The organism is Bradyrhizobium sp. CB1717, from assembly GCF_029714325.1.
Taxonomy (GTDB): Bacteria; Pseudomonadota; Alphaproteobacteria; order Rhizobiales; family Xanthobacteraceae; genus Bradyrhizobium.
This window is the reverse complement of the sequence record NZ_CP121666.1, coordinates 6390493-6406025: the sequence shown is the minus strand read 5'-3', so window position 1 is coordinate 6406025 and position 15533 is coordinate 6390493. Positions and strand designations below refer to the sequence as shown.

Here is a 15533-nt window from a genome sequence, read left to right as displayed (position 1 = left end):
GCTCCGGGCCGCCTTCCGGCCCCGCGCTCCGCGAGCCGGAGGCTGTGTTCGGATAAACGGCAAAACTCACGGCATGGATTGGAATTCAATAATATTTTCAATGGCTGATGCGGATTTGCGTCGCGGTTTTTACTCCGCCCGCGGCCCGAATTAATTACGGTGCAGAAAACTCAGGCAGGCGGTTCGTCGCCACTTTTCTCTGGAACTTCGTAATGGTACTTAAAAACGGTTTAATTAATTTTTAACGATTTACGGTGGCGTCTTGAACCACACCGACAGATTTTTGCCGAACGGCGCGGGGCACCAATCCCTTCAATTCGGGCACGACGCGTTGGCGGAGATACCGTCCGCTGCAGTTGTGATCCCGGACGCGCACCTTCTCTTCTCCGGCGATTTCGCGCGCAGCGGCGTCGACCTGATCCTCTCGGATCAGCTCCATCGCGTCGTCGTGCCGAACTATTTCCGCGATCACGGGCGCCCGTTGCTCGTTTCCCCGGAAGGCGCGCACCTCGATCCCGGCGTCATCGATGCTCTGACCGGACACACGCAATATGCGCAGGCCGGCGCGCCCGCGGCCAGCGGCAAGGTTGTGGGCCATGTCGTCAAGATGACCGGCAGCGCGAGCATCGTCCGCAATGGCGTGACGATCGTCACCAACGTCGGTGATGCGATCTACCAGAACGACGTGGTGCAGACGGGTAGCGACTCGACCCTTGGTCTCGTGCTCGACGACGGCACGACGTTCAATCTGTCCGCCAGTGCGCGGTTCATGCTGAACGAACTGACCTATGATGCCAGCAGCACATCCAACAGCTCGCTGATGACCCTGGTTCAGGGCGCCGCCAGCTTTGTGGCGGGCCAGGTTGCGAAGACCGGTGATATGCGGGTGGCAACACCCAGCGCCACGATCGGAATTCGCGGCACGGCTGTGATCCTCGACGTCTCGGCGACCGACGGAAAGGTGTCGGTTTCCGTCATCGACCAGCGTGACGGTCTGGTGCATGCCGTCCAGGTTTTCAATACGGCCGGTGTCTTGATAGGTACCGTCACGAGCAACGGATCGACGCTGACGCTGACGCCGACGGCGACTTTCGACGTGATTGCTCAGCAGAGCAACAAGACGACAGATCAGGTCGCGCAGGAATTCGGTGCATTCCAGCAGGTGCTGAGCACATATGATTCCGGCAAACAGCTGTTTCCAAATCTTCCCCAGCACACGGAGAACAGGGACCAGAACAACAACAACCCGAATCCGAACAGCACGACGAAATTCGCCGGAAGCCCGCCGCTACAGCCGCCCGGCACGGAATATCATCCCCTGCCCGGGACAAGCGCCACTCCGCCCTCGAGCGCAGTAACCCCGACCGTTGTCGTCACGGTCAACCCGGCTTCCGACTCCGGCACAAGCCCGCCTCCGAGCAACATCGTTGTGGGGGAGGCGATCATTGTCCCGGTCAAGCTGTCGGCCGTTCCATTCGTCGTCACGCCGCCGAACGTCGCGGCAATCACCTCCGGGGCGGGAGATCATATCGGCCCGGTCATGAGCGCCAATGGCGACGTCGTCTACGATCCCGACGGCGCAATCTACTTTTTCAACCACGAGACGGGCGCGACCACGACCATCGCCTCTCCCGCGAACGGCTGGAGCTACGGTTCGCCGACAATCAGCTTTGACGGCCGCTATATCGTCTATCAGGGCTCCGATGGTGGCGGCAGCTTCGTCTTCGTCTATGGCACCGATCCTTCCGATCCGGCGCACTATCATGTTCAGACCGAGCTGGCGCCGGGAAGCGCGCCCGCCGTCAGTGGCGACGGCGGCACGATCGTCGTGCAACAGGACGGCGGCAACGTTTCAATCTACAGTCTTGACGGCACGCTCAAAGGAACGGTGACGCCGGGGGCGGTGGGGAGCTCGGGGGCACTCTGGAAGCCGGCCATCAGCGCCGACGGCCACCTGATTGCCTTCTGGAATTCGGATGTGGCTGCTCCGGGAGGCGGGGGCAGGCTTCTTGCCTTCGATTTGTCGACGGGCGAACTGGCCGTGATTGCCAGCACCTCCGCCGGGGCCGGGACGGTTGCGCCGACCATCAGCGCAGATGGCCGCATGATCGCCTATCAGGAGACTGACGCCGCCGGCCATTCCGAGATCTATCTCTATGATCTGAATGCCGGGGCCGTCGTATTTCACACGTCCAACGCCTCAGGCGGCAGCTATAGTCCGGTGCTGAGCCCGGACGGCCACTTCATCGTCTTCACGAGCGAGGCGAGGCTGACCTCGGCCGATCAGAACGGGTTCGCCGATATCTACATCGTCGACGTCACGAACCCGGCGGCCCCCGCCTATCGGCTGGTTTCAGACGGGGTGGATACAGCGTCCAATGGCGGTGCCGCGATCAGCGCCGGCGGCCAGTACGTCGCCTTCGGCAACAGCAGCAACATCTTCTTTGCCGATCCGACCTCGGGACTTAGCGCGATCATTCTGGAGACGGCGAAGTCGTCCGACGTCCTGACCGCCAAGGGATCGATTGCAGTCACGGGTGACTACACCGGCGTCACGGTCAGCGTGACGGACCAGTTTGGCGGCGCGACCCCGTATTTCAGCGCCAGCTTTGACGCTAACGGGCATATCAACTGGAGTTTCGCCGAGCCGAAGAGCGACTTCGCGGGGCTGTCTTTCGGCGAGACAGCCACGCAGGAATTCATCATCAGGCTCTCCGCTGACAATGGCTTCATAACCGTCCCCGTCTTCGTAACGGTGCATGACGGCGTACAGCCTGCCATCCAGACGGCCGATGCAGCTCCCGTGGCGGCGCCCGTCACGCTCGCGCAGGGGCTGCAGGACAGCCCCTACGTCATCACGCCGACGGTCTTGCTCAAAGGCGTCGCCGACATCGATGGTCCCTCCCTGTCCATCACGTCGCTGACGATCCAGAGTGGAGGCGGCGGTCTGGTCCAGAACAGCGATCAGACGTGGACGTACACGCCGGATCCGGGATTCAGCGGCCGCGTTGTCTTCGGCTACACGGTCTCCGATACGATCAAGTCTGCGGCTTCGACCGCAAGTCTCAACATCACGCTGCCGCTGGCCATTACGGCGATCAGTCCTGATAGCGGGGCCTCCGGCGATTTCATCACCAACAGCACCCAATTGTCGGTCTCCGGCAGCAATGGAGCGCTCTCGCCCGGCGAGAAGATTCAGGTCAGCAGCGACAATGGTCTCACATGGAGCGACGTCGTTCAGGCGACAGGAACGACGTGGAGCCTGACCGATCCTGGTGTCCACAATGCGAGCTTCTCGTACCAGGTGCGCGTCGTCGATTCCGTCGGCAACACCATCGGCTCCGCCGCGCAGGCCGTCACAATCGACACGGCGCCGCCCGTGGTCACGATCGACAATTCGGACGCGCTGACCAACCAGGCCACCCAGAGAATCTCCGGAGCGGTCGGCTTGGCCGATGTCGGAACCACCGTGATCGTGTTCGACAACGCGCAAGCCATAGCCGGTGCCGTTGTCCAGGCGGACGGCAGCTGGAGCGTGATCGTACAGCTTTCCGAGGGCGGCAATAGCTTCGTCGCCCGGGACACGGACGTGGCCGGCAATTTGGGCCAGAGCAGTACGGTCGTCCTGACGCTGGATTCGACGCCGCCGGCGCCTGCTGCAACCGTGGGGGCATTGAGTGCCGACAGCGGCAGCTCGCCGACCGACTTCAATACCAACGTGGCCTCGCAAACGGTCAGCGGCACCTATACCGGTGCCTTGGGTCCGGGCGAGACGATCCAGGTCAGCGCCAACAATGGCGCTACCTGGGTGACGGCGTCCGCATCGGGCGGCGCCTGGTCCGCGTCGGGCGTATCGCTGTCGCCTGGTACCAACTTGCTGTCGGTTCGCACCATCGACCTCGCCGGGAACGTCACGGCGGGGACGGGACACAGCTACACTCTGGATACCTTGGCGCCGACGGCGGTTGCGACGGTGACGCTGCTGAGTTCTGACACTGGCAGCTCCTCGACCGATTTCGTCACCAACATTCCGTCGCAAACCGTGAGCGGCACCTATACGGGTGTCCTGGCTTTCGGCGAAACGATTCAGGTCAGCGCGGATGGCGGTGTGAGCTGGGTCACCGCAACGGCCAATGCGGCCAACGGCACCTGGTCGGAATCCGGCGTGACGCTGTCGGCGGCCGGGAACACGCTGTCAGTTCGCACGATCGACCTTGCGGGCAATGTCGCGGCCGGAACGGGCCACAGTTACACCTTCGATACCGTCGCGCCGTCCACAATTGCGACGGTGACGGCACTGGGTTCGGACAGCGGAAGCTCCGCAAGTGATTTCGTCACCAATGTCGGCTCGCAGACGGTCAGCGGCACCTATTCCGGCACCCTCGGCGCCGGCGAGTCCATCCAGGTCAGCGCCGACGGCGGCGCAACCTGGGTAACTGCGATCGCCAATGCGTCGAACGGCACCTGGGCAGCATCCGGAGTAACGCTGTCGGCCGCCGGGAGCACGCTGTCGGTTCGGACGATTGATCTGGCTGGCAACAGCCTTGCCGGCACCGGGCATGCCTACACGCTGGACACCAGCGCGCCGTCAGCGGTTGCGACGGTGATCGCACTGGGGTCCGACAGCGGCAGCTCGTCGAGCGATTTCGTCACCAATGTAGCGTCACAGACCGTGACCGGGGCGTACACGGGCACGCTGGATCCCGGCGAGTCAATTCAGCTCAGCGTCGACGGCACGAACTGGGTCACGGCAAATGCAGCAGGGGGCGCGTGGTCCGCATCGGGCGTGCTCCTTTCCGGGGCAGGCAGTTTGCTGTCGGTCCGCACCATCGACTTGGCCGGCAATATCGCTGCGGGCAACGGCCACAGCTACACGCTGGATCAGACCGTTCCCTTCGGCGGCGCGCCAGATCTGATTGCGAGTTCGGACTCCGGTTCGTCCAGCAACGACAACAACACCAACGTCCTGGCTCCGACGCTGACGGTCGCGCTTGGTGCGGGTGTTGCGGTGGGCGACACGGTCCAGCTGCTGCTAAATGGGTCCTCGTTCTCCCATCCTCTGCTGCGAACCGTCACCTCCGGCGATATCGCGGCGCAAAGCGTCAGTTTCACGGTGAACGCCGGTGACCTTGGACCTGACGGGTCCAAGCCGATCTCCGCCCGCTTTACCGATCTGGCGGGCAACAGCTCGACCACCAGCGCCTTGACCATCACGCTCGACACGAGCGCGCCCGTGCTGGCAATCACCAGTACCGGCGGCAACACCAACCAATCCGTGCAGACGATCACCGGCACGGCTGATCCCACTGACGCGGGTCTGATTGTGACCGTGCTGGACGACGGCGCCTCGGTCGTTGGCGTCGCAACCATCCAGGCCAACGGCACTTGGAGCACAGACGTTACGCTGCACAGCGACGCCAATAGCTTGACCGCGCAAGCGACTGATGCCGCCGGCAACCATGGCGTCAGCAACACGGTGGTCTTTACCTTGAATACCAATGCCCCGACCGGCGGCACGCCGGACCTGGCGGCAGCTTCCGATTCCGGCAGTTCGAGCAGTGACAACACGACGAACGTGACCGCGCCGACTTTCACGGTCGTGCTCGGTGCCAACGTCGCGGCGGGAGATACGATCCAGCTGTTGCTCAATGGCTCGCCGTTCGCCCATCCCGTCACGCATACGATCAGTGCAGCCGACATCAGCGCGCAGAGCGTGAGCTTGACCGTCACCGACGGTGATCTCGGCCCTGACGGCGCCAGGTCGATCTCGGCCAGACTCAGCGACAGTTTCGGCAACACCTCGACCACCGCCGCACTGATCATCACGCTCGATACGGCCGCGCCGACGGTGAGCAGCGAGACGATCACCAGCGCGACGGGGGCGCAGAACAGCACGCTCAATGCCGGCGACGTGGTCAGCGTGACGGTGTCGTTCAACGAGAGCGTCACGGTGACGGGGACGCCGCAACTGGCCTTGAACATCGGCGGGACCCCGGTGCAGGCCAATTATGCCTCCGGTAGCGGCAGCACGCAGCTCGTGTTCACCTACACAATCCAGGCCAGCCAGAACGATGCCAACGGCATCAGCCTCGACGCCAATGCGCTGAGCCTGAATGGTGGCACGATCAAGGATGCCGCTGGCAACGCGGCGGTGCTGACGGCGGCCGCAGTGGCCGACAATGCGAGCTACAAGGTCGATACGGCGACCCCGACGGTGAGCAGCGAGGCGATCACCAGCGCGGCGGGCGCGCAAAACAGCACGCTCAATGCCGGCGACGTGGTCAGCGTGACCGTGACGTTCAGTGAGAACGTCACGGTCACCGGGACGCCGCAACTGGCACTGAACATCGGCGGGACGCCGGTACAGGCCAATTATGCCTCCGGCAGCGGCAGCACCCAGCTGGTGTTCACCTACACGATCCAGGCCGGGCAGAACGATGCCAACGGCATCAGCATCAACGCCAATGCGCTGGGTCTGAACGGCGGCACGATCACGGATGCCGCCGGCAATGCGGCGGTGCTGACCGCGGCTGCGGTGGCCGACAATGCCAGCTACAAGGTTGATACCGCCGCGCCGACGGTGAGCGGCGAGGCGATCACCAGCGCGACAGGGTCGCAGAACAGCACGCTCAATGCCGGCGACGTGGTCAGCGTGACGGTGTCGTTCAGCGAGAGCGTCACGGCGACGGGGACGCCGCAACTGGCCCTGAACATCGGCGGGACGCCGGTGCAGGCGAGCTACGCCTCGGGCAGCGGCAGCAGCCAGCTCGTGTTCACCTACACGATCCAGGCAGGACAGAACGATGCCAACGGCATCAGCATCGACGCCAATGCGCTGGGCCTGAACGGCGGTACGATCACCGATGCCGCCGGCAACGTGGCGGTGCTGACGGCGGCCGCGGTGGCGGATGATGCCAGCTACAAGGTCGATACCGCCGCGCCAACGGTGAGCAGCGAGGCGATCACCAGCGCGACGGGATCGCAGAACAGCACGCTCAATGCCGGCGACGTGGTCAGCGTCACCGTGTCGTTCAGCGAGAGCGTCACGGTGACGGGGACGCCGCAACTGGCCCTGAACATCGGCGGGACGCCGGTGCAAGCCAGCTACGCCTCCGGCAGCGGCAGCAGCCAGCTGGTGTTCACCTACACGATCCAGGCCGGCCAAAACGACGCCAACGGGATCAGCCTCGACGCCAATGCGCTGAGCCTGAACGGTGGCACGATCGCGGATGCTGCCGGCAACGCGGCGGTGCTGACCGCGGCCGCGGTGGCGGACAATGCGAGCTACAAGGTCGATACCGCCGCACCGACGGTGAGCAGTGAGGCGATCACCAGCGCGACAGGGTCGCAGAACAGCACGCTCAATGCCGGCGACGTGGTCAGCGTGACCGTGACGTTCAGCGAGAGCGTCACGGTGACGGGCACGCCGCAACTGGCATTGAACATCGGGGGCACGCCGGTCCAGGCCAGCTACGCCTCGGGCAGCGGCGGCAGCCAGCTGGTGTTCACCTACACGATCCAGGCCGGCCAAAATGATGCCAACGGCATCAGCATCAACGCCAATGCGCTGAGCCTGAACGGCGGCACGATCACCGATGCCGCCGGCAATGCGGCGGTGCTGACGGCGGCCGCGGTGGCGGATAATGCCAGCTACAAGGTCGATACCGCCGCGCCAACGGTGAGCAGCGAGGCGATCACCAGCGCGACGGGGGCGCAGAACGGCACGCTCAACGCCGGCGACGTGGTCAGCGTGACCGTGACGTTCAGCGAGAGCGTCACGGTGACGGGGACGCCGCAACTGGCATTGAACATCGGCGGCACGCCGGTGCAGGCGAGCTACGCCTCGGGCAGCGGCAGCAGCCAGCTGGTGTTCACCTACACGATCCAGGCCGGACAGAACGATGCCAACGGCATCAGCCTCGACGCCAATGCGCTGGGCCTGAACGGCGGCACGATCACGGATGCCGCCGGCAACGCTGCGGTGCTGACGGCGGCCGCGGCGGCCGATAATGCCAGCTACAAGGTCGATACCGCGGCGCCGGTGGTGAGCGGTGAGGCGATCACCAGCGCGACGGGGGCGCAGAACGGCACGCTCAATGCCGGCGACGTGGTCAGCGTGACGGTGTCGTTCAGTGAGAACGTCACGGTGACGGGGACGCCGCAGCTGGCATTGAACATCGGCGGCACGCCGGTGCAGGCCAATTATGCCTCCGGCAGTGGCAGCAGCCAGCTGGTGTTCACCTACACGATCCAGGCTGGCCAAAATGATGCCAACGGCATCAGCATCAACGCCAACGCGCTGAGCCTGAACGGCGGCACGATCACGGATGCTGCCGGCAATGCCGCGGTGCTGACCGCGGCCGCGGTGGCGGACAATGCCAGCTACGTCGTCGACACCGGTTCGCCGACGGAATCTGTTGCGATTTTGTCTGTCGCCGGAAGCGCGTCTTCGACCAGCACCTCGATCATCGTAACGGGGACGAACGGCACGCTTGCCTTTGGCGATAAAGTCCAGATCAGTACGGATAACGCGACGTGGACAGACGTTGTCCGGAACGGCTTGGTCCGGTGGACCTTCACCGACAGTACGGTCCGAAGTGCGAATTTCACTTACTTCACGCGCGTGGTCGATTCGGCGGGTAACGTCGGCGCGACGGCGACGATACCGATACTGGTCGCCAGCGGCGGCGCCAGCGTCGCGATGAGCCCGGCAGGCGGTGTCGTCGAGTTCACCGGAACTGGCGGGAGTTTGCAGATTGGTGCGGCCGTCACTGCAACGATCAATGCCATTTCGATCGCCGGCGGGCCGGTTGCGATCGGCGGAAGCGCCAACATTACCACCAGCGCCGGCGATGCGATCGATCTCTATGCGACCGGTGCAAGCGCGGGCAATCCCGCGAACCTGACCGTCAATCCCACCGGCCAGATCACCGGCGCCGGAAGCGCTATCTCCGTGATTCAGAATGCCGCCGGCTCGATCACGGTCACGACGTCGGGGACGGTGACCGGCCTGGCGGGCAGGGGCATTCTTGCTCAACAGAACGCGACAGGCACGGGCAGCATCCTGATCAATGGATCAGGCAGTGTGACAGGAACGGGCGCCGCGTTCAGCGGGATCGTCGCCGTCAACCTCAATTCGGCGAACAATGGCGATATCACCGTCAGCCAAAGCGGAAATATCACGGGCGGTCACGACGGCATCCGTGTCCAGACCAACGGCAACGGCAATATCAGTGTAACCACGGCACCGAATCCGCTCGAGGCGACCGCGCAGATCATAGGTTCGACGCTCTACGGTATCGAGGCGCAATCCAAGGGGACCGGCAATATCCAGATCAATGCGGGCGCCGGCACGGTCATCACGTCAGGCGGCGTCGGCATCAACGCGTACAACGAAGCGGTCTCTCTGCCCAAGGTCGGCGGCGTGATCGCAAGCTCGATTTCGGTCAATGCGAGCGGCGCGATCAACTCAGGCACAGCCCTGACCGGACAGGGCGGCCGTCCAGCCGGCATCCTCGCCGGCTACAAGGGCGGCACAACCAATACCGTCAATTCCAGCGTGTTCGGCAACGTTGTCATCAGCAACTCCGCCACCATCAATGCGGCGGGTGGTGACGGCATCCGCGGCTACAATTTTGGGCCCGGCAACGTTGGCATCAGCAATTCCGGGACCATCATTGCCAAAGATGTCTACGGCATCGCCGGCTCGAGCAGCAGCACCGGCAACGTTTCGGTCACGACGACTGCGAGCTCCAGCATCACCTCGGGGTCGCACGGTATCCTCGCGATCAATCAGGGCACGTCTATTTTGCAGAGCCTGGGCTCGACCGTCACCGTCACGGCCGCCGGCACGATCAACTCGGGTGTGCATCTGTCGGCCGGAGGCGCCCAGCCCGCGGGCATTGCAGCTGGATATTATGGCAGCAACGGTACTTCAAACACGAACATCAACGGCTCGGTCCTTGTCGATAACGCAGCCAATATTTCGGCGAGAGCCGGTTCTGGCATCACTGGCTTCAATTTCGGCTACGGCAACATCACGATCATAAACAGGGCCGACAAGTCGGTGAGCGGCGCGCAATTCGGCATCGCCGCCGGCTCGTCCGTCAACGGCACCGCGTCGCCCTCCAATGTCTCGATCAGTGTCGAAGCCAATTCGACGCCGACGGCTGCCGCGGTGACCGCGAGCTCGCTCATGGGCCTTGCCGCACTCAATGCCAACAACTCGAGCGGCGGCAATATCACGATCACGACCGGCGCCAATGACCAGTTCATCTCCGGCGGCTCTGGTATCAACGCCAATTCGGCGGCCGTCAGCGTCGCCTCCGGAAATCAGATATCGGTCACCACGTCGACGGGAACAATCAACTCGGGCTTCAATTTCTTCTCGGGCGGCGGCACGCCTGCCGGCATCTCGGCTGGCTACTCGGTTGTCTCGCCGGCCAACATTCACGGCAACGTCGTTGTGGACAATGCGGCGGCCGTCACCGCGGCTTCGGGGCCCGGCATCAATCTCTACAACAACGGCAATGGCAGTATCAGCGCAACGCTGCGGCCGACGTCGTCGATAACTGCAGCGCAGGGCAGCGGCGTTAATGCATTCTCGGCCGCGGGTGGCAGCATCACGATCAACAACCAGGGCGCCATCAGCGCGGCGGGCATCGGCATCTCGGTCGGCAACGGGACCAGTGCTTCGGTCAACGGGTTGATCTCGATCTCAAATTCCGGAACGATCAATGCGCCTGGTGTGCCGTTCATGCCCGTCGTCGCGATCGGCAACGGCAACAGCACTCTGACTGCAACGGTTTCCAACGCCGCGGGCAAGTTCATCGCCTCCAATCTGTTTGCCCGCACGACCAACAACTTCGCCGTCTCGGTCTTCGCCGGCAATGGGTCGGTCACCAACAATGGCTCGATCACCGGCAATATCAGCTTTAGCGGGACTGGCAGCGGCAGCGTCAACAACGCGCTCGGGGCAACCTGGAATATTAATGGCTCGAACTTCTTCGGCAGCGGCGCGAACGCGATCAGCAATGCCGGCATCATCAATATGCTCGGTCTTGCCGCCTTGTCCGGGGCAGGCGCGATTGCGCTGTCGAACACGGGCAACGTATCTGTTTTGCCCGGCAGTTCGGCGCAGATCTTCGCCAACGTGACTGGCGTCGGCTCGATCCTCCTGGGCGACCGCTCGGCCCTCGAGCTCGGACTGTCTGTTGCGGCTACACAAACCATCAATTTTGGCGGCAGGGGACTTCTGACGTTCGATAACCCGGCCTCGGTTGGTACGAATCTGCCGCTCAACTTCAGCGCCAGCGGCAGCGGCAATGTTGGCTCCATCATCACCCTGGGGAGTGGCGGCATCACCGCTGCGAACGTCAGCGGCTCTACGCTGACCGTGAGCGGCGTGCAAAACTATGCGTTCCAGGTGTCCGGAACCGGGCTGTCCGGAAATACCTTCGATGTTCTGTCGTCGAACCGTATCGTGCTGGTGCCGACCAGCGCGACGATCATCTCCGGCGTCACCACGTCGCAATCGCCGCTGACACCCGTAAGCTTCTACATTCTCGACAACGACCACATCAACAGCAGCACTGGGCCTGGGTTCAACCTGTCGACGACCGACGGAGTTGTTGCGAATACGTACACGATCGTGGCCAACGCAAGTTCCGACATTGTGATCAACGGTGCCTTTCCCGGTCTCCGGGTCGCGACACAGGGCGCCAGCGGCGCGATCATCAATGCCGCGAATATATCCGGCCCTACTGCCAGCACCGGCCCGAACACTGGCCTCGTCGTGGATACCACGCAAGGCGGCAACACGGGCAGCGGCTCCGCCGATATCGTCAATTTTGCGAATGTGAGCGGTGTCGCCAACGCCATTGCCGCCAATACGGTCAACGGCAATATCAATATTGTCAGCGTGGGCGCTGCGCTGACTGGAACGAACTCGTACGGAATCCTGGGCGTGTCCAACGGCACGGGCGGCGTCACCATCACGACGTCGGGCGGCACGATCAATGCCGGCTTTAACGGCATCCGCGCCGCCGCGCTGCAGGAAACCACCCCCGGGCCGGGCGGCAATATCATCATCTACAACTCGTCCAGCATTACGAGTGGCACGAACACTGCAAATATTGCGGGCAGCGGCGCGGCCGGTCTTCGCGCGCGGATTCTCAATAACAACACGACGGTGCCGAACGCGGTGATCACAGGCGACGTCACGATCGAGAATCGCGCCAGCATCACGGCGCAGGCCGGAGCAGGTATTTTTGCCGACAATTACGGTTCGGGAAATACGTCAGTCACGTTTGCGCCCGGCCAGTATGCGATCACGGCGGTCAATGGAGGCGCGACGGGCGTCGGCAGCGGTCTTACCCAGTACGGTATCTTTGCCTTCACCTACGGTACGGGAAGCTCGCTGGTGAATGCCGGCTGGGGCACCACGATTACCTCGGGCAGCACGGGCATCAATGCGGGCAACCAGGCAACCGCGATTGCTTCGGGCAGCGGCAGCACCGTCTCGGTCTACAGCCAGGGGTTCATCTCCTCCGGAACGAACGTCAACAACGGCGGCAGCGCACAGTCTGCGATCCAGGCGGGCTACAATCCCGGCGGTAACGGCGCGTTCAGTTCTGCGGTCTACGGCGACGTGATCGTCAATGTCGCGAGTGACGGCAATCCCTTCGGCAACTCCAATCCGACCCTGCTCGCCGCGGCGGGGCCCGGCATCCTTGCGTACGACTACGGCGTCGGCAACATCGCAGTCAGCGTCGGCTTGGGTGTTTCGATTCAGGCGCAGACGCCCGCAACGTCGACTTTTGGCGGAAATGCTCCCTACGGCATCAGCGCCACCAATCGCGGCTCGGGCAACATCGTTGTCGTCGTAAGCTCGTCATCGACATCCCCCTCCTCGATCAATTCCGGCAGCAGCGGAATTAACGCAGTCAATGACGCAAATCCGACGGCGAGCACGCCGGATTTGATTAGTCTCTTCGCGGCCAATGTCGCCGCCGGGAAGCCTGCGGTGGTTGCGGTGACGGCGGCCGGCACGATTACATCTGGTAGCCTGCAGACCAACAGCGGCGGTACGCCGTCCGGCATCGCCGCCGGCTTCTTTGGCGGAGGGGGGCATGCGAACCAGTATGTCAGCGGCAACGTCTTCATCAACAACGCAGCGGACGTCTCCGCCGCCGGCTTCGGCCTCCAGGGCTACAATTACGGCTACGGCAACATAACGATCAACGACGCCTCGGGCGCCGACGTCACGGCGGGCTCGAATGGCATCTATGCCCACGCCGATGGCGGGTTCACCGATCCGGTGACGGCGGGCGCGCTGTCCCGTGACATTGCCATCACCGTCAATGCCAACACGACCATCACCGCCGGCTCCGCAACGTTCAACAAGGCTTACGGTATCCTCGCCCTGAGCACCAACGCCGGCAGCATATCGGTGGTCACGTCGACGGGAGATACGATCGACTCCCACCAAGGCGGCGCCGGCATCAATGCAGTCAACGAGGCCACGAGCATTGCGCCGTCGTTCAACAGTTCGGTGATCGTGACGAACGCAGCCTTCATACACTCCGGCATCGGCACCACGGGATTCAACAGCCAGCCGGGTGGTATCCTCGCAGGCTATATCGGCCAGACGACGGACCCAAGTCTGAACAATCCACCGAACCCCGCGAACTACAACGTCTATGGCGAGGTTGACGTCAACAACTTCGGCGATATCACCGCCGATGCGGGCGATGGCATCAGGGCCTATAATTATGGCGTCGGCGATGTCGATGTGAACAATTTTGGCGGAACCATCATCGCCTTGGGCGGTGCTAGCCCGCCGAACGGAACGGGAGTCGGCATTCTCGCGCAGAGTTTCGGGCCGGGCAGCATTCATGTGACGACCTCGGCCACCACCTCGATCACGTCCGGTAGCTCCGGCATTGCTGCGGTCAACAAGGCGACCACGGCAGATCCGCTCAATTCCACCGTGGTCGTGGCCTCGACGTCCGAGGTCTTCGTCAATGCGTCCGGCACGATCCACTCCGGAACGACCCCGACGGGCACCGTCGCCGCCGACCCCGCCGCAGGCATTCTGGCCGGCTATAATCCCAACAATCAGAACACGGCGAACGATGCGGTCCACGGAAATGTCGTGGTTCACGATCACGCAACGATCGTCGCCCCGACCGGAACCGACGGCATCCGCGCGGTGAATTACGGCGTCGGCGACATTGCGGTTACGGTCGAGTCGGATTCCCGCGTGTTCGCGGGCCGGTACGGCGTTGCGGCGTTCGGCTTCGATGGCGGCGATGTGAGCGTCACGATCGACGGCTCCGTGATTGGTGGCACGGCGGGGCTCGACGTCACCACGACCGGCACGGGCCTGGTCACCATAGACAATGCCGGCGTCGTTGAGGGCATCGTCCTCGGCTACAATGCGACGTTCACGAACGAGGCGGGGGCGGACTGGCAGTTCAGCGGCGCCAGCGCGTTCACCGGCACCAGCACGCTCTCGAACGCCGGTACGATTGAAAGCACCGGCACGTCGTCGATTCTGGGCCTGGCAGGCTTCACCAATACCGGAACGATCGCGGTGGAATCCGGCAGCCTGACCATCGGCACCGCGGTGACCGGCGGCGGCTCGGCGGTCATCTATAATGCTTCCCTTGTGTTCAGCGCGGCGTCGGACGCCAACGTTACCTTCGACACCGGCAAGAGCACGCCCGGGACCTTGGTGCTTGCCGATGCCGCTGATTTCACCGGCACGGTTACCGGCTTTGCATTTGGAGACGCGATCGATCTCGTCGGGATCGCTCCTGCGAACGTGAGCGTGTCCAGTTCGGGTGGTCTGCACGTCGATTTCGGCGTCGGCTCGTTCGCCGTCGCCGGCAGTTACGATCCGGCCGGTTTCCTCATCGCTTCCGACGGGCAGGGGGGCGCGAAGATCAGCTGGAATCATCAGGGGCCTGTCATCGATACCAGCCAGCTGAGCGTCAACTTCAACAGTGGCACGTACACCGTGAGCGGGATTCAGGTGACCGACAGCGATCCGAGCGTTCCGACTGCGCCGGTCGTGACTTACACTCCCGGCGGTACGCCGCCCGCGTACGAGAAGGTCGCGTTGACGCTGTCGGACATTGCCGGCGCCACTCAAGTCGTGAATTTCATCTTCCAGAACGGCACGGGGACGGCCGTGCAGGGCACCTCCGGCAACGACGTCATCTTCGCTGCGAGCGGTCAGGACGTGCTCACCGGGGGCGGAGGGCGGGACCAGTTCGTGTTCGGGGCGCCTCCGGCTTCGACGCCCGTCCAGCATACGATCACCGATTTCACGACGGGAATCGACAGGCTCGACGTTCGTCAGTTCACGAACGTGTCCTGGGCTTCGGCGGCAGACAGCCCCAACGATACGGTGGTGACGCTCGATGCCAACGATTCCATTCTGCTCAAGAACATCGTGGCGTCGAACCTCAAGGCAGGCGACTTCATCTTCCATGTGTAGTCGGCGCTAGCAGGAGGTGGACTGAACG

1 protein-coding gene is annotated in these 15533 nt (G+C 63.4%); it reads left to right on the top strand.

Annotated features, from left to right (window positions below):
- Nucleotides 1–331 precede the first annotated feature (331 nt).
- Nucleotides 332–15505 (top strand): Ig-like domain-containing protein, encoded by a 15174-nt coding sequence (locus tag QA649_RS30030; protein ID WP_283020359.1) that lies wholly within the window; start codon nucleotides 332–334, stop codon nucleotides 15503–15505.
- Nucleotides 15506–15533: the final 28 nt, after the last annotated feature.